The 16,783-nt window shown below is 31.1% G+C and carries 19 protein-coding genes, 3 tRNA genes and 1 pseudogene; 15 read left to right on the forward strand and 8 right to left on the reverse strand.

Features of this window, described 5'->3' with window-relative positions:
* The first annotated feature begins 45 nt into the window (after positions 1–45).
* Complete coding sequence (locus tag ACAM25_RS06995; RefSeq protein ID WP_369611577.1) at positions 46–1,353, forward strand: cobyrinate a,c-diamide synthase; 1,308 nt, start codon at positions 46–48, stop codon at positions 1,351–1,353.
* Here ACAM25_RS06995 and ACAM25_RS07000 read toward each other — a convergent pair.
* Positions 1,324–2,091 (reverse strand): DUF2208 family protein, encoded by a 768-nt coding sequence (locus ACAM25_RS07000; protein ID WP_369611578.1) that lies wholly within the window; start codon positions 2,089–2,091, stop codon positions 1,324–1,326. The genes ACAM25_RS06995 and ACAM25_RS07000 overlap by 30 nt on opposite strands.
* A 34-nt stretch (positions 2,092–2,125) precedes the next feature.
* Between ACAM25_RS07000 and ACAM25_RS07005 the strand changes: the two genes are divergently transcribed.
* The 6 genes from ACAM25_RS07005 to ACAM25_RS07030 are packed head-to-tail and all read left to right on the forward strand — an operon-like array spanning position 2,126 to position 6,000.
* Positions 2,126–2,632 carry a hypothetical protein gene (locus tag ACAM25_RS07005; RefSeq protein WP_369609028.1) on the forward strand — a complete coding sequence of 169 codons (507 nt, stop codon included), beginning with the start codon at positions 2,126–2,128 and terminating at the stop codon, positions 2,630–2,632.
* A 38-nt stretch (positions 2,633–2,670) separates the two neighbouring features.
* Positions 2,671–3,327, forward strand: coding sequence for a 3,4-dihydroxy-2-butanone-4-phosphate synthase (locus ACAM25_RS07010; protein ID WP_369609029.1), 657 nt, complete (start codon positions 2,671–2,673; stop codon positions 3,325–3,327).
* The gene (gene ribC / locus ACAM25_RS07015; protein WP_369611632.1) at positions 3,321–3,788 is read left to right on the forward strand and encodes a riboflavin synthase; all 468 of its coding nucleotides are present in this window, start codon (positions 3,321–3,323) and stop codon (positions 3,786–3,788) included. The genes ACAM25_RS07010 and ribC overlap by 7 nt, the downstream gene beginning before the upstream one ends.
* Entirely contained in the window at positions 3,769–4,236 is a 468-nt protein-coding gene (gene ribH / locus ACAM25_RS07020) for a 6,7-dimethyl-8-ribityllumazine synthase (protein ID WP_369609030.1), read from the forward strand. The genes ribC and ribH overlap by 20 nt, the downstream gene beginning before the upstream one ends.
* Complete coding sequence (locus tag ACAM25_RS07025; protein WP_369609031.1) at positions 4,233–4,901, forward strand: GTP cyclohydrolase IIa; 669 nt, start codon at positions 4,233–4,235, stop codon at positions 4,899–4,901. Before ribH ends, ACAM25_RS07025 begins: the two co-directional genes overlap by 4 nt.
* Positions 4,888–6,000 (forward strand): amidohydrolase family protein, encoded by a 1,113-nt coding sequence (locus ACAM25_RS07030; protein WP_369609032.1) that lies wholly within the window; start codon positions 4,888–4,890, stop codon positions 5,998–6,000. The genes ACAM25_RS07025 and ACAM25_RS07030 overlap by 14 nt, the downstream gene beginning before the upstream one ends.
* Here the strand turns inward: ACAM25_RS07030 and ACAM25_RS07035 are convergent.
* The 3 genes from ACAM25_RS07035 to ACAM25_RS07045 are packed head-to-tail and all read right to left on the reverse strand — an operon-like array spanning position 5,967 to position 8,718.
* Complete coding sequence (locus tag ACAM25_RS07035) at positions 5,967–6,713, reverse strand: DNA polymerase sliding clamp (RefSeq protein WP_369609033.1); 747 nt, start codon at positions 6,711–6,713, stop codon at positions 5,967–5,969. The two genes, ACAM25_RS07030 and ACAM25_RS07035, sit on opposite strands and share 34 nt — an antisense overlap.
* Positions 6,710–7,054 carry an RNA polymerase subunit Rpo13 gene (locus tag ACAM25_RS07040; protein ID WP_369609034.1) on the reverse strand — a complete coding sequence of 115 codons (345 nt, stop codon included), beginning with the start codon at positions 7,052–7,054 and terminating at the stop codon, positions 6,710–6,712. The genes ACAM25_RS07035 and ACAM25_RS07040 overlap by 4 nt, the downstream gene beginning before the upstream one ends.
* Positions 7,054–8,718, reverse strand: coding sequence for an ATP-binding protein (locus ACAM25_RS07045; protein ID WP_369609035.1), 1,665 nt, complete (start codon positions 8,716–8,718; stop codon positions 7,054–7,056). Before ACAM25_RS07045 ends, ACAM25_RS07040 begins: the two co-directional genes overlap by 1 nt.
* Before the next feature lie 36 nt (positions 8,719–8,754).
* On the opposite strand from ACAM25_RS07045, the gene ACAM25_RS07050 reads away from it, so the two are divergent.
* The 6 genes from ACAM25_RS07050 (at position 8,755) to ACAM25_RS07075 (ending at position 13,527) form a co-directional block, all read left to right on the forward strand.
* Complete coding sequence (locus ACAM25_RS07050; RefSeq protein WP_369609036.1) at positions 8,755–11,490, forward strand: DEAD/DEAH box helicase; 2,736 nt, start codon at positions 8,755–8,757, stop codon at positions 11,488–11,490.
* 41 nt (positions 11,491–11,531) lie between these two features.
* Positions 11,532–11,822 (forward strand): 50S ribosomal protein L14e, encoded by a 291-nt coding sequence (locus ACAM25_RS07055; protein ID WP_369609037.1) that lies wholly within the window; start codon positions 11,532–11,534, stop codon positions 11,820–11,822.
* Position 11,823: 1 nt separating this feature from the next.
* Positions 11,824–12,078 (forward strand): tRNA pseudouridine synthase A, encoded by a 255-nt coding sequence (locus tag ACAM25_RS07060; RefSeq protein WP_369609038.1) that lies wholly within the window; start codon positions 11,824–11,826, stop codon positions 12,076–12,078.
* A 76-nt stretch (positions 12,079–12,154) separates the two neighbouring features.
* Complete coding sequence (locus ACAM25_RS07065) at positions 12,155–12,871, forward strand: RNA-guided pseudouridylation complex pseudouridine synthase subunit Cbf5 (protein ID WP_369609039.1); 717 nt, start codon at positions 12,155–12,157, stop codon at positions 12,869–12,871.
* Positions 12,861–13,418, forward strand: coding sequence for a class I SAM-dependent methyltransferase (locus tag ACAM25_RS07070; protein ID WP_369609040.1), 558 nt, complete (start codon positions 12,861–12,863; stop codon positions 13,416–13,418). The genes ACAM25_RS07065 and ACAM25_RS07070 overlap by 11 nt, the downstream gene beginning before the upstream one ends.
* A 25-nt stretch (positions 13,419–13,443) precedes the next feature.
* Positions 13,444–13,527, forward strand: a tRNA-Ser gene (locus tag ACAM25_RS07075).
* Here the strand turns inward: ACAM25_RS07075 and ACAM25_RS07080 are convergent.
* The 4 genes and pseudogenes from ACAM25_RS07080 to ACAM25_RS07095 form a co-directional block, all read right to left on the reverse strand.
* Positions 13,527–13,715, reverse strand: a pseudogene (locus ACAM25_RS07080) (putative integrase); the annotation flags it as partial. The gene ACAM25_RS07075 and the pseudogene ACAM25_RS07080 sit on opposite strands and share 1 nt — an antisense overlap.
* Before the next feature lie 158 nt (positions 13,716–13,873).
* Positions 13,874–14,044, reverse strand: a complete 171-nt coding sequence (locus ACAM25_RS07085; RefSeq protein WP_369609041.1) for a hypothetical protein — start codon at positions 14,042–14,044, stop codon at positions 13,874–13,876.
* Between the two features lie 448 nt (positions 14,045–14,492).
* On the reverse strand, positions 14,493–15,683 hold the full coding sequence (locus ACAM25_RS07090) for a glycosyltransferase (protein ID WP_369609042.1): 1,191 nt from the start codon (positions 15,681–15,683) through the stop codon (positions 14,493–14,495).
* Positions 15,680–16,339 carry a DUF5752 family protein gene (locus ACAM25_RS07095; protein WP_369609043.1) on the reverse strand — a complete coding sequence of 220 codons (660 nt, stop codon included), beginning with the start codon at positions 16,337–16,339 and terminating at the stop codon, positions 15,680–15,682. Before ACAM25_RS07095 ends, ACAM25_RS07090 begins: the two co-directional genes overlap by 4 nt.
* A gap of 126 nt (positions 16,340–16,465) precedes the next feature.
* Here ACAM25_RS07095 and ACAM25_RS07100 point away from each other — a divergent pair.
* Together ACAM25_RS07100 and ACAM25_RS07105 are read left to right on the forward strand one after the other, a co-directional pair.
* Positions 16,466–16,556 (forward strand) — tRNA-Gly (locus ACAM25_RS07100).
* 136 nt (positions 16,557–16,692) lie between these two features.
* Positions 16,693–16,780: transfer RNA gene (locus ACAM25_RS07105), tRNA-Phe, on the forward strand.
* The last annotated feature ends 3 nt before the right edge of the window (positions 16,781–16,783 follow it).

Raw genomic sequence — 16,783 nt, forward strand, 5'->3', positions numbered from 1 at the left:
ACTTTCCCAAATTTATTTAATCTAATCACTTTCTTATTTTTTCTTATGGAGTTTCCTCGTATAATCATTTCTTCAGATAGGAGCGATTCTGGTAAGACTTTAATTTCCTCAGCTTTAATGAAAATTTTATCTAAAAAGATGAAAGTCAGAGGATTTAAAGTAGGTCCTGATTTTATTGACCCCAAGTACCACAAAATAGCCTCTGGTTCACCTTCAATTAATCTTGATTTGTGGTTAATGGGTAAGGAAGGCGTAATAAAAAGCTTAGTGAAATATGGTAAAGGTTATGATATAGGAATCATTGAAGGCGTAATGGGACTTTATGATGGTATAGATACAAATTATAGCACTTATGAACTTTCAAAAGTTTCTGGAACTCCAATAATTTTAGTTCTGAATTGTAGTAATGTAAGCAGTACCATAGGAGCAATAGTAAAAGGCCTAAAAGAATACAAAAATGTAAATATCCTAGGAGTGATATTTAATCAGATTGGTTCAGAGACTCACTATAATTATTGCAAAAATTCTGTAAATGAAGTAGAAGTACTAGGCTATGTAAAGTATGATAAACGATTTGTAGTTCCTTCTAGGCACTTAGGACTTTACACTACTGAAGATTATAGGGAAGCTAATGATACTTTAAACATAATTGCAGAAGAGATAGAGAATTCAATAGATATCGATAAAATAATTGAAATAGCAAAAAATGCTGAGACATTACCAGATATTTTTGAAGAGGAAGATAAGAGAGTAAATAAAGGTAAAGCTGCTATAGCGTATGATTCAGCATTTAATTTTTACTATGAAGAAAATATAGATTTACTTAGAAAAAAGTATGAAATAGAGTTCTTTAGTCCTATTATGAATGAACAAGTGGATAAAGATGTTGAATTAATTTATATTGGTGGTGGCTATCCCGAATTACATCTGAAAGAATTAGAAAATGCTACTAAAACCAAGAGCTGGATTAAAAAAGAAGCAGAAAAAGGAACTAAAATTTTAGCAGAATGTGGCGGTTTAATGTATTTATCGAGAGAGATTATAGAAGATAAAAGTTATAATATGGTAAATTTATTTGACATTAGCATAAAAGCCAAAGATAAATTAACCATAGGTTATACAGAATTGGAGACTTTGTATGACAATATATTAAGCAAACAAGGTGAAATAATTAGGGGTCATGAATTTCATGTATCTAAGGCCATAAACGTAGGATTAGATGTAAAATTTTCATTAAAAAACAGGGTAGGAAAAGGCATTTGGGAAAGAAAAGATGGAGCTACAGTTTATAACGTGTTAGCTTCATATTCTCATTTTCATTTTTCAACTACTAGAGGATTGTTGTCTTCTTAACTCTAGTTTTTTAACTCTGTCTAATACTTCTTCCAGTCTATCTATTTCAGTAGTATATAATCTTATTTTGAAAGGTAATTTTGACGTGGATGAGTGTATTTCTATATACCTTTTCTCTCTATTTTCACTAATTTCTGCGTTTACTAAGTGTCTTGAATGTAAGAATATTCCGCTTTTATCAGTTGAAAGTATCCCTTTTTCAGTTATTTTATAACTTTGAGGTGCCATAACTTCCATCATTTGTACTTTTACTAATCTTCTATAGACAAACATGTTAAACAAGAATAATGCTTCAAAATATGCTATATACACTAATAATCTTTCATAACCGATTACACCGTTTACAATTTTTAATAGTACCTCATCGTAAAATACAAAAATCGCTATAATATATATTATCATGTACATAAATGATTTAAAGTTAGCCATTGCAAATTCTTGCATTTTCCTCATATATTCCTCGTCTTTTTGAAGTATTTCCCCAGCTTTCTTTTCTTCAAAAAGGGTTCTAGCATTAGTGATATCAGATAAATATTTCCTCTCGCTTAATAACGGATTACTTCTCATTGTCATAACGCTGGTAATTCCCAAGATAACAATTATATAAAGAATATATACGGGTAAGAAATATTGAGGATATAATGATAGTACGAATGATAATACTATCATTAGTGCTTGAGATATTAGTATCATTTTCCAATTGTAAGGATTAGGGTATCCTTGGGGATAGGTAGACATGCCTAATATTAATATCTTTATTACCTTAATAAATATGTGTTTACTTGTTCTTGTTTTATTATCTTTACCAACATCATCAATGACTCTAATTAGTCACTATACTTATAATATTCCAGCAACTAATAATATCTTAAATATCTATGTTATCGAAAATTATAAAAATATCCCTCTTAAGATAGACGTTATATTTAATTTAACTTATGTTGCTATATGCATATTTAATAATTCAAAATTAAATATTACATACACAAATAATTCAATATTACAAAAGCCACTCATAAGTGTTTCTAATAACAAAACATTAATCGAAGTAACTTATCTATTCGCATCCAACATGACATTAATCATATCTTCACAATCACAAATGGTAAAGATAATTGGAAATGTAAGTTATATAAACGAATCAGTAGTGTCTTTACCATCTTATATAGATTCTAGTAATTCTTCAAATGATTATAATCTAGCTTATACTGTATATATATTAATATTAATAATTTCAGTGATAATGTTTATTATACTTAGGAGATATAAAGGTCATTAGTATATACGCTTTTATATTTTTGATTTAATGTATTTGTGATGATACTAAAATCGGAACTAAGGAAAAATCTTGAAGAAGGACTTCCAGTGCTAATATATGATTTCGATGGAAGAGAAGAAGAAGTTGATATGATGTTTTATGGTGGAAAAATAACGTGGAAAAGTATAAACTTGTTAAGAAAAGACGCTGGGGGACTAATATGTTACGTTACTACAGAAAATTACGGCAAAAAATTAGGCTTAGACTTTATGGTTAATATAGTTAAAGAAAAATATCCTAATTTAGCTAAAAAACCAGTTTATGGTGATGAGCCAGCCTTTTCACTTTGGGTCAATCATGTAGCAACAAGAACTGGGATAAATGATTATGATAGGGCGAAAACAATTAATGAACTTCATAATGTTATTTCACTTATAAACCAAGATGAAACCTTAGCTAGAGAAAAATTTGAAAAGGAGTTTTATTCACCAGGCCATGTGCCGATTTTGCTTTCTAGAGGTTTAAATAAGAGAAAAGGTCATACGGAGTTAAGTATATCTCTGCTTGAGTATGTAGGGCTAGAAAAAAGTGCAGTCATTGCAGAAATGCTTGATGATGGAAAAAGCATGAGTAAGGAGAAAGCATTAAGATACGCAAAATATAATGGATTTCTATTCATTGAAGGAAATGAAATTCTAAAAGAGGTGTCATTATGAGGAAATATGGAGTTGTTGATACTACGTTTTCAAGGGTAGATATGGGGAGTATAGCAATTAAAGTTATAAGATCTGAGGATCCAGATGCCGAAATAATTAGGTACACAGTACCTGGAATTAAAGATATGCCAGTAGCTGCTAAAAGGTTATTAGATGAGGGTTGTGACGGTGTTATAACATTAGGTTGGGTAGGAAAGACTATGTTAGATAAATATAGTTACTTAGCTACGAGTATTGGGCTTATCATGACTCAAATATTAACTTCTAGACATATAATAGATGTTACAGTTCATGAGGATGAAGTTGATGATGAAGAGAAACTTAAGGAGTTAGCCATAGATAGAACTACAAAACATGCTAAAAACTTAGTTAGATTAGTGAGAGATGGAAAAAATGCTTTAACTCCTTATGCTGGGAAAGGTTTGAGGCAGGGTTATGAAAATGCAGGACCAATCGATTAATCTAGGAATAGTAGTTGCTGAATTTAATTATGACATAACATATTTAATGCTACAACGAGCAATATCTCATGCTAAATTTTTAGGAGCTAATATTAGGATAGTGTTCAAAGTACCAGGAAGTTATGATATGGCTATAGCAGTAAAAGAATTATTAAAAAGGGATGATATTGATGCTGTTGTTACATTAGGTGCAGTAATTAAAGGTGAAACTAAGCATGATGAAATAGTGGCTACTCAAGCTGCGAGAAAATTGCTAGATTTATCAGTAGAATTTGGTAAGCCAGTTACCTTAGGTATTATAGGTCATGGTGTTACTCATGAACAAGCAGTAGAAAGGATAGAGGAGTATTCTACTAGAGCTGTAGAGTCAGCAATAAAATTAGCCAAAAGATTGAGAATGTTGCATAATTTACAAATATCTAGAGAAGAGATGGTGATAATAGAATGAAAATAGCTGAGATAAACCTAGAAGGATATAAAGAATGGACTGAAAGTTTAGGTTATGATAGGGAGTGGAAAATACAAAGTTTTCAACATAATTTTTTATCTGAATTAACGCAGCTAGCTTCAGAGATAAACTCCTTTGCTGTTACTTATAGATACGATTCCTACATATTACTTTTAGACGGCGCCGAAATAAGCAAAATAGATCAAGTCATAAGCAAAATAAGAGATCTTTCGCCAGTACCAATCAAAGTATGCTATGGATACGGAAAAACTTTCTTAGAGGCTGAGAAAAATTGTGAACATGGAGAGAAAATAAGCGATTTTAACGATGAAAAAATACTAGTCGCTCATTTTGATTTAGATGGTTTTACAAGGAGGAGATATTTGTTTGATGCGTATCTAGAAATATTTGAAGTTTATAACAAGATATTCAATATTATGCAAAATCTAGGGGGTTTGGCCTATTATTTTGGAGGAGATAATATTGGCGCATTTTTAAATGTAGAAATGTTAAATCATGTTAAAGACATTGTAGAAAGTATATCTGGGCTAAAAGTTGGAGTAGGAATCGGTAATAATCCAAGAGAAGGCTTAAAAAACGCAGCTAAAGCATTACACATTATTAGATTATATAGAGATAGGAAGATTGAAATTGTCCAATCTTAGAATAAATCTAGGAGGAATTCTTTTAGGTGAAGAGTTAGAATTAAAAGAGAACGTAAACGTTGAATTAAGTGAAAATAACGAAATTCTACATGTGGGTAATGGTTATGATTCAAGTGCAATAGACATGAGACAATTTATAATGCTACCCCCTTTAATAAATGCTCATACTCATATAGCTGATTTTACTTTTCCAGAAATTGGAATAGATAAAAGCATAAAGGAGTTGGTAGGTGATCCTAACAGTGAAAAATATAAGTATCTAAAAATCTATTCTAATAAGATTATTGATGGTATAAAGAATTTTGTAATTAAATCATTAAAGTTTGGAATTGTGGGATTAATAGATTTTCGTGAAGAAGGAATTATCGGTATAGTAAAAGCCAAAAATGCATTGAAAGAGTTCGTGAATATAAGATATTATGCTCTAGGTAGATTAGATTCTTTCGACGAAAAAGAATTAGATAAGTTATCAAAGATAGCTGATGGATATGGTTTACCTGATTTAAAATATCACAATGAAAAAGAGTTAACAAAAATATATCAATATTTTTCTGTAAAAATAAGAGCTGTTCATGTAGCTGAAACTAAAAAACAGTATATAAGAGATAATATCGAGAATTTAATTTCAATTTATTCTCCGAATCTTGTGATTCATGGCACCCACTTCACCGAAGATGAGTTTAATAGCCTCAAGGAGAAAGAAATACCCATAGTATTTTGCCCTAGGAGTAATCTTTGGTTTGGTGTTGGAGTACCTAATATTGCATTAGCTTATGATTCTGGGGTTAGTGTACTTTTTGGTAGTGATAACGGAAGCTGGATATCTCCAAATCTTTGGAAAGATTTAGAGCTGGCTTTACTTATAACGAGAATACAAAGACCAGGTAGCAACTATGCAAAAAATATTCTTTTATCGGTAACTGTAAACTCTTATAAATTACTTAATATTGATCTTAGCATAAAAGAAGGCAATAGGACTTATCCTATTTTGATTAAAGGAGAAGAAATTTTTCAAGCTCACGAAAAATATGTAGCGATAATAAAAAGAGCTTCAGATAATGGTATTTACAGTCTAGGAGCTATCCAAAATATTAGCTGACCTCCAGAATCAGTAGGAACTTCTATTTTCATCGGTATATTATTTCCAAATCCAACAGTCACGTTTTGAGAAATAGAACTCACTTTAAGTACGTCTTTTAATACTTCTATACTATATACTGCTTTTGACTGTGATTCTATATTTAGAGATTTTAAAGGTTTGTCTTGTCTCAAAACTGATCTGTAAGTTTTCCCAGACTCTTCTACGTAAAATACGATACTATCTTCTTCTGCAGATATCTGTACCTCTTCACCAATCAAACTCAAGTCTCTAGCAATATCTTTTAATACATCACCGTCAGTTGTAAAAGAAGCACTCAAATTTACTTTTGGTTCAGTAAGTTGATCTATTGACACTTTCTCCCCTTTTATGTATATGTTGCTTCTTGTACCAGTCTTTTCATCCCTTACAGTTACCTTTAATCCTGCTTCTGTTTCTTCAAAAGTAACTGTTGCACTTTTCGACTTAGCTTTCCCAAGAATTTTCTTTAAATCATCTATTTTAATCTTTATTCCTTGTGGTTTATCTATCGTATAATCATCAAGAAATTCCTTTGAAATCTTCAGTATAACCATTAGTACTTTGTCTTCTGTTAAATACCTTGAAAAAATACTATCTTCAGAGAAATTTAATACAATCTCGTCTGTAACTTTAAGTAACCCAGATAATAAGGAGTAAAAATCTTTCGCATTGGGATATGTTGCTTTAATCATTCTTCTTCATTTGATTTTTGTTGCTTAACTTTTTTAGTCTTTTTTGCTACCTTTTTCCTTTTCTTCCTATCAGATGCAGAATAATGAGAGGCTAACTCTTCAAACATCTTTTTGGCTTCTTCAATACTAATCTTACCATTAAGTAGATTATCCCAGATTTCGGTATTCTTCATTAAAAGTTCTATATCAGCTACACTTAATGCTGGAAGTTCTTCTTCTTCTGTCTCAGCTTCAATTTTCTCTTCTTGCTCTTCTTCTTTTGGTGTAAGTTCTTCTTCTGTCTCAGTTTCTGTAGATTCCTCTTCTTCTTTTTCTTTGTCATTTTCTTCCTCATCAAACATTATAAATCACCATATGCTAAGTTTAGTAGATATAAATCACCCCTTAATAAATCTCTAGTTACGCAAAGCCCCCTTGGTAATTTTTGTAATGTTTCGTAGATTGCTGAATAGATATGCGAATCATAACCACCTATTAATTTGCTAGCATAATCCAATTCTTTTGGATCTATAAGGTTAAAGACAAAAATGTAACTCGAGTTATTTATTAACTCTTTTATATACTCACTTGTCTGTGAAATTAAAATAAAACCAAATCCAAATTTTCTTCCTTCAGCAAAAAGTCTCTCAATTAGATTTTTGCCTGATTCTTTAGATAGAATAAATGGAGCTTCATCTATAACAATAATTTTCTTTAACTTTGATATACCAGAAATATACATGAAACTTTGTATAGATTTCAATAATGTTTCAATAATTATATATTTTATTTCATTAGTTGGAACTTTAGAGAAATCTATTATAAAATTTTCCTTAAATATATTTGACAAATCAATGTTCGAGTTACTGAAAATAGAAGAAGTGAGAAATTGAATATAAGGTTCAATAGACTGATATTTTGATAAATCTTGTGTTGTTGTAGCTAATTTCTTTTTCTTTTCTAATAATAAAAGAACATCTCTAAAAGTAGGTGGAGTATTACTCCAACTTGTTTGGTTGTCTTCATCTATTCCTTTTTCCGCATAAGCTTCAAGTATAAGATTCGTTAATTCCATTGTTTGAATATTGCCTAAATTAAAGAGACTTTTTAACATCAATGATATTTCTAATGCTCTTTCTTTTGGACTTCTTCCAAACAAACTTAATGGATTTATAGTAATCTGAGAAGCATCAATTCTTTTCGCATTGTTTATTTCATATTCTCCATGAACATCGAAGACTAAATAAGATACATTTAGAGAATTAAGTATCTTTTTAGCTAATGTTGACTTTCCTACACCGCTAGTTCCCAATATTATAACATTATAATTTTTACTAAAAGAGAAATCAAGGTAATACATACTATTATATCTTATCCACTTATAGTTAGGATCGCTAGTTAAAAACACAGTGTCTACTGCAGTAGCTTTACCTAATTTTCCTATAATTTTTCCAATTATAATACCGTTTTTACTTGTTATACTATTTTTAGGAATGACTAAGTAAGGAAATATAATCCAGCTTAAGGTTACTAAAGGTAGCTCATAATTAGATCCATAGAGAGATAAAGTAATACCTGCCAATATACTTCCTACAAGCAAGAAGGGATTATAATACAAATACCAATAGAGTAGGATTGAAATAATCATGCTTATAGCAAGTTTTAAAGGAGAAAAAGAGATTTTATTTTTCCTTAATTCGTCCCAAAGAAAATCATAAAAATTTCTTTTTACAAGTGAGTAAAGAAAGAAAATAAATAATGAAATTATAAAATAATATGGAGCATAATAACTTATTAGAAGAATTGTCTCATAAAAATCCAATTTGAAGAATATACTATAAATTGCAAAGAAAGTAGGCATTGATAATATGGATAAAGTTATAGAATTAAAAAGGATGAAAGCCAATACCCCATCTGCAATAATAAATATCATCATTAGCATAAAATAATATAGAGAATTTTGAATAATATATAGAGTTCCCATCTCGATAAATAATATAAGTATAAAAATTATGTAAGCCCTCACTTATATTAATCCCAAAAACTTATTATTATTGGCTAAATGATAAGTGTTTCTAATGATTTTGTATCAAAGCTTAAGGAATTAGGTTATGTTAGTCTTACTCCCATACAAAAGTTAGCTATACCAATAATTCTAAAAGGAAAAAACACGTTAGTTATTGCCCCTACTGGGTATGGAAAAACGGAAACTGCTATTTTCCCTGTTTTTTACGAAATTTACTTAGAAAATTCATTACCTATTTCTGCTTTATATTTAACCCCACTGAGAGCACTAAATAGAGACATAGAAATAAGGTTAAAAAAACTAGGAGAAGCGTTAGGGATTAAAGTTGCTGTAAGACATGGTGATTCTACCGAAAGTGAAAGAAGAAGGATAATTAATGATCCACCTAAACTTCTTTTGACTACACCAGAAACACTACTTTATTTATTGGTTAATAATAAATATCGAGAGCTATTTTCTAATCTAAAATGGATAATAATTGATGAATTGCAAGAAATGTTAGATGAGAAAAGAGGTTATGAATTATTATTAGCATTAGAGCGAGTAAAGAGGATTAGTAAAAATAAAATTCAATTTATTGGCTTATCAGCAACTATAGGAGATATAGATATTGCTAAAAAGTTTTTAGGAGATGAAGTTGAAGTAGCAAAAATTGACGCAAGAAAAAATATGGAAATATCTCTCATAATTCCAGAGTTAAAAGATGAGTATACTGACCTATCTTTAAAATTTGGTTTAAATCCAGAGGTAATCGCTAGATTTAAAGAAATAGAAGAAATAATTAAAAAGGAAAAGCCAGTTTTAATCTTTACTAACGTCAGAGAAACTACTGAGTTTATAGCAAACGAACTTTCAAAAATTACTCAACTTAAGGTTTTAACTCATCATGGTTCCTTATCTAGAGAAGTTAGAATTGAAGCAGAGAAAGAATTTAGAGAAGGGAAAATTGACGCATTAGTTGCAACATCAAGTCTAGAATTAGGAATTGACATAGGTAAAATTAACGCTGTTATTCAGTACATGTCGCCTAGGCAAGTTTTAAGATTAGTACAAAGAATTGGTAGGAGTGGGCATTCAATAAATAAACTGTCTAGAGGATATGTAATACCTTCAAATGACATTTATGATATTTTAGAATGTAAAGCTATAATTGATAAACTGAAAGAAGGATATTTAGAGAAGCCGTTAGTTGAAAGAAAGCCATATGATGTTATTGCACATGAGATTGCTGGATTAGTTTTGGAAGGTTATACTGATATTAATGAGATTTACAGTATTATCAAAAGTGTATTTTTATTCAATGATTTATCCATAGAAGAGTTCGATAACATATTAAGTATGTTAGAATCAGCAAAAATAATAAAAAGAAATAAAGATAAAGTTTCTCCTTCATTCAGACTTTGGAGATATTACTATGAAACTAATATGATACCAGATTCGTTAAAGGATTACTTAGTAATTGACTACGTTACTAACTCAAAAATTGGGACTTTAGATGAGGAATTCATTTCAGCCTTAGATGAAAACACCGTTTTTGTATTGGGAGGAAAACTTTGGAAAGTAGTTACTATTGAAGATGGAAAAGTTTACGTAGAGCAAGCCCAGTTAAAAAGCGGTATATTACCTAGCTGGTTTGGAGAATCTATTCCAGTTGAAAAAGAAGTCGCACTGAAGGTATATGAGTATATTGAAAAGGTAAAAAGAGGTGAAGATATTGATCTTCCAGCTCATATAGTTCAAAAATTGCGAGAAATAATAGAAACCCAAGAAAAAAGAGGGTATCCATTACCTTCAAGTAAAGAGATTTTAATAGAAATTAATCATGATCTAATAGTCATTCATTCAGCCTTTGGTACCAGAGGTAATAACACATTAGGTGCTTTAATTTCTGTATTGTTATCTCAAGTAAAAGGAATAAAAGCTAATTATAGATCCGATTCTTATCACATAGCTATTGCTACAATAATTCCAGTATATAAGAGTGATATGGAAAAGGTAATTAATTTATTAGTTTCCATGAAGGAAGAAGAGTTAATAGAATTGTTAAAGGTTGCTATTAAAGAAAGTCCTCAATTTAAATGGAAATTGCTAGTGGAAGCAGAAAGATTTGGGGTAATAGACAAGGAAAAAGACATTGATGTAACGTCTACTCTTTTAAGACCATTTATAGATACTGTTGTTGGGGAAGAGGCAATTAAAGAACTATTAACGAAAAACTATGATTTGGATTTAATAAGAAATGATTTACAAAGAGTGACTTGGAAAATTATAGAAGTGCCTAGTTTTTCTCCTCTAGCTAAAGAATTTTTAGATAAACTTCTAGTATTTCATTCTAGTGAAGACAAGCCAGTTATGATAGAGGTCTATAAGAGAAAACTAATGTCAAAAGAAGTTAAAATAATATGTATGGTCTGTGGTTGGAGTAGTAACTATCGTGCAAATGAGGTACCATCAAAATGTCCAAAGTGCAGTTCAGTTTTCTTGACCGTAACCAGTCCAGAAGATAATGATAGTATTCAGATAATAAAGAAGGCCTTAAAAGGTGAAAAAATTCCTAGAAAAGATATGAAAAAGTTAGAGGAATTAAAACGTATATCCTCTTATTACTCTCAATACAATAAGTATGTTGCAATAGGCTTATCTGCCCCTGGTGTAGGTGTTTCAAATATAGCTAAAGCATTAGAAAAATTAAGAGAAGGAGAGGACAAATATTATGAGGCTTTACTTGACTTAGAAAGGAAATTCATAAGAACGCGTAAATACTGGCACTAAGTTTAAATTTTTATTAATACGTTTTTTCATAGGTAATAACCATGCCTGCAATAGAGGTCGGAAGAATATGTGTCAAAACTAGAGGGAGAGAAGCCGGTAAAAAATGTGTTATTGTAGATATTATAGATGAAAACTTCGTTCTAGTAACGGGTCCCAAAGACATTAATAAAGTCAAAAGGAGAAGAGTAAATATTTTACATCTAGAACCAACTGATAAGAAGATAGATATAAATAAAGGAGCTAGTGACGATGAAGTTAAAAAGAAATTAGAAGAAGCAGGGCTTATCGAATTTATGAAACAAGATGTGAAACCCAGAATACCTGTGATTTGATATGCAACTATACGATTTTATTTATAAAATAGATTCTTTTTGTGATTATAATAATAATTGGAATATTATGAAAGATTTATCTACTGATGAGAAATACGGTTATTTTGCTGATAAAAGACCGATTGATATTTTGATTAAAAATTCTATTATAAATATTGATAAACCTCCAGGTCCAACAAGTCATGAGGTTGCTTATTGGATAAAACAAATGTTTAAAGTTTCAAAAGCTGGACATGGTGGAACCCTAGAGCCTTGAGGGTCAAACCCTCAGGCGGGGAGATCCTAAAGTAAGTGGAGTTTTACCAATAGGCTTAGAAAATGCTACAAAATTAATGAATTATATTAGTTCGTCAGGCAAGGAATATGTATGTCTAATGCAAGTTCATTGTCACTTTGATTTTAAAGAACTAGAAAATATACTAAAAAAGTTTATTGGAACAATATATCAGAAACCGCCTGTAAGATCTTCAGTAAAAAGAAGGACAAGAAAAAGAAATGTCTATAACATTGAGATATTAGATCATGAAGGAAAATTTGTTCTGCTTAAAATCTCTTCAGATCCTGGTACGTATATGAGAAAAATTTGTCATGATGTAGGTATTATCTTAGGTTGTGGAGCTCATATGAGAGAATTAAGAAGAATAAGATCTGGTATCTTTACGGAAAAAAACTTAGTTACATTACAGGAAGTATCTGAGGCTTTATACATGTGGAAGAATTGTAAGGATGAGACTGACTTAAGAAAATTGCTTTTGCCAGAAGAGTTTGCCACTTGCGGAATTCCAAAAGTTATAATTGACGATAACGCGGTAAATGCGATAACTTATGGAGCTATGCTTACAGCCCCTGGTATAGTGGCATTTCAGAATTTCAAAAGTAAAGATAATGTGGCTATACTAACTTTAAAAGGAGAACTAGTCGCTATAGGAGAAGCTGAAGTAAACTCAAGTCAAATATTAAATATGAAAAAAGGAATTGTTATAAGACCTAAAAGAGTTATTATGCCCCGAGATATATATCCTAGATCTTGGAAGAAACATGAGCAGTGAATTCATAGTTAATGATGTAGTTAACGGAATTCCATTATCTTTAGTTAGCAGTCGTGGAGTGTTTTCAAAAACTAAGTTAGATTTAGGTACAAAGGTTCTTCTTGAGAACTTAATTTTACCAGAAAAAGGGATTGTATCAGATATAGGTTGTGGATATGGACCTATTGGCATTTACATTGCATTAAAAAATCCTAATCTAAACGTTATTATGATAGATATTGATGAAAAAGCTGTTTATTTAGCTGAAAAAAATGTAAAAAGATATAAACTAGAAAATAGAGTAAAAGTAATAAAAAATAACATCTTAGAAAATATAGATATAAAATTTAATGGAATATATTCAAATCCACCGTTAAAGGCTGGAAAAGCCTTTATAGAGAAAATGTCTGAACAAAGCTATCAAAGGCTTGAAACTAATGGAATAGTTGAAGTGGTAGTTTATAAAGGCGAAGAAAATGTGATTAACCTTTTCAGAAGATATTTTAATGAAGTCAAGGTCCTAAAAAGGATCAAAGGGTATTCGATTATAATGGCGGTTAAAAATTAATAGTAATTATTCATATAATAATATTGCCGGGGTGCCCGAGCGGACTAAGGGGCTGGCCTTGAGAGCCAGTGGGGATTTCCCCGCGCGGGTCCGAATCCCGCCCCCGGCGCTGAAGGGGGGTACCCCCTTCAACCCCATTTTCAAATTTACGTAAGATTTTACGACGTCATCTAAAGGACCAACGTAATGTTCCTTTCCGTCACTACTCGACGTTTTCGATAAATAGACATAATACTTACTTTTAACTTCACGTATGATTATATCGCCAAACGTATAAGTCCTTTGTTTTTGCGTCATTTTTTCGTCAATATTACGCTTAACAAAAAACTATTTTTAAGCTTTGTTAACACGTTAAAAGTTATCAGAATTATCAGTAAATTGAAAGAAAGCGTTAACTGTTCCACACCGGCGAGAAAAAATGAAAAAAGTTATCCCGTTAAAAGATACGTGACCATTTACTCGTGCTCTTTAGCTCTTTTCTTCTTAGCCGTGACTAAGTAGACCGAAAAGAGGAAATCGCCAAAAAATCCCAAAGCTAATAAAGGTTCAATAGCTAACGATATTCCTATACTCATGCCCGACATTAGCGATATTACGAATTCCTTACGTAATCTTAATGATGGCATTAATCAGACTCACCTCTTTTTGTCCTTCGTTTTTGATACTTAAGATTAATATACGTTTTAAATTAGGTCGTTAAACGCTAATATTCCCGGGAAATTTTTAGTTTCTATTTGGTTAGGAAGATACAGAGAATAGGCTAAAAACTTTCTTGGTTTAGTAATGGTTACACTATTAATTACGGAAAGTCTTTAGACAAGTAAAATCAAAAAATTTGTGTTATGCAAAGACTTTCTGGAAACAGTAGCGTTATTTTTTGTTAAATTTTAATTCATATTATAGTTACTAAAAAGAGTTTATTAGAAAATGACAACTACAAAAGGTTGTAAAAAGGCAAATATGACAAACGCAAAGACAATGAAAATTCCTTAGTTCTTAATTAAAGATTTAAAAACAAGATAAACAATAAAGACATATCGTTTTATTAAATGTTCTTTCTTATCAATACTAAATTTATCTAAGAGTTAAGCTTGCTACCATTAGGTAATCTCTTAATTCTCTTGTAATTAAGAAGTTCTTTCTCACATGTTCTCTTCCATTTTTGCCTAATCTTTCTCTGACTTCTTTATTTCTAAGTAAATATAAAGCATAATGTGCGGCTTCTTCTGGGGTACTAACTAAATATCCTGTTATATTATTAATTACTTGCAATGGAATTCCTCCAGTATTACCTCCTATGACTGGTCTTTCTTTCCATAAAGCTTCACTAACAGTTAGTCCAAATCCTTCTTTTATTGACTTTTGCATTACTATAGTTGCTCCGCGTTGAAATGCATTTATTTCAAGATCACTATTAGGAGGAAGCATAAGTAATTTGATATCATTATCATTCCCAGCAGCTTGTAAAGTCTCTTTGTATACTATTTCTCCTTCAGGATCATCAGTGGCAGGACTTCCTACATAAACAAGCTGTACATCAGTGTGTCTCTTTACTAATTTATATGATTTGATGACTCCTAGTGGATCTTTAGCTCTATCAAACCTTGATACTTGGGTGATTATAGGTCTATCTGGATCTATATCAAATTTGTATAATATTCTTTTGATAGTTATTTCTGGAATTGGTCTGTTCTTTATGCTTAAAGGATCTATCGATGGAGGTACAACGTATTGAGGCTTCAGTAAATCATCTCTTCCAAATACTGGTGAAGAGATTATTATGCTATCATAGTTTTGTACATATTGTTTTAAGAAATTCCATACTGGTTCATAAGGATTTGAGATATCTATATGACATCTCCAAATCCATTTTCCTTTTTTCTTAAACTTAATTAATCCTGCAGGCTGAGGATCATGAATGAAAATTATGTCATAATCTAAGTCTAATTCATTCCCATTAATTTCTTGCCATTTATTATATGTTTCAAATGCGCCCTGAGGAAGTTCACCATAGCCATTTTGCAAAGAATTATGAAAAGATTTTGTTACTGTGAAGAAGTCCTTATCTCCTCTGATTACTTTCCAATCAGTGTTAATTCCCAATTCTCTCATTAGTGGTACTAATTTACTTAATATTTCAGCTACTCCTCCACCTGCGGGAGTAGAATTAACGTGAAGAACTGACATTCCTTTCAATTTTTCAGCAATTCTTATAATACTATCTAGCTCTTCTTCTCCTATTATCTCTGCATATTTCTCTATCATTTGAACATAACCTCCTCTATTTTTCTTATTATATCTTCTCTTAATTTTTCCTCATCTGTATAAGTTTGTGGATCTATTGATGATAAAGAATCAGATATATCCTTTAAACCATAATTTTCTTCTATCCATAATGAAAAGTCATTTTTTGTAGAGTACCCCATCACCCTTTTAAATATGAAATGATAAGCAATTGATCTAATTGATATTGTTGCTATAGTATCAAAGAACTCTCCTAAATTTCTAGCTACTTTTCCGGTCTTATAAATAACTGGAGAGCAAGATACAAAGTAAAATGGTCTTGTAGCTCTTCCACTCACTTTATTTTCGCTTAAAATTTTTATAAGATCTTCTCTAACATCTTCTACTGTTCTAGGTTCCTTTCCTTCAATATCAGAAATTATTTGGGCTAATTCTAAGTTATGTAATTCATCTCTTATCCATACAGCAAAGTCGTTATGCATATCCTCTGGAATAACATGACTAGAAAAGAGAGGATGAAATATATGATAGAAAATAGATAATCCATCTACTTTCTTTATTCCTTCTATTAGTTCATCAACTGTATATGCCTTTAATCCAGCATATCTTGGTGGATAATAAGCTGCTTCAAATTCAAATGGAGTTTGTGCTGGTTTATCAAGTAACTCCTTATTCATAAAATTACTATTATATACAAAAATATTTAAAACATCTTTGCTCAGATTTTCCAGCGAAAATCATCAATCTTTCGACCCTCTTTTCATCATCAAAAATTTATTATCTTGTTATTTAAAATATATATTGCGGCCGTCGTCTAGCCTGGATTAGGACGCTGGCCTCCCAAGGCTAGACGAAGAAAGCCAGTAATCCCGGGTTCAAATCCCGGCGGCCGCATAATTGTTCTCTATGTTGGGACCTCTGGAGACCCTATCTCATCGAACCCGTTTTGGGTATCTCGATAGAGTGTCGCCAGGTCCCTACATAAAAAATAACCATTAAACCTTTAAATTCATGTATCATAATATTATATGCCGCCGTAGCTCAGCCCGGGAGAGCGCCCGGCTGAAGTAATGCACGCAGTGACCGGGTTGTCCGGGGTTCAAGTCCCCGCGGCGGCACTT

The organism is Sulfurisphaera javensis, assembly GCF_041154675.1.
Lineage (GTDB): Archaea > Thermoproteota > Thermoprotei_A > Sulfolobales > Sulfolobaceae > Sulfurisphaera > Sulfurisphaera javensis.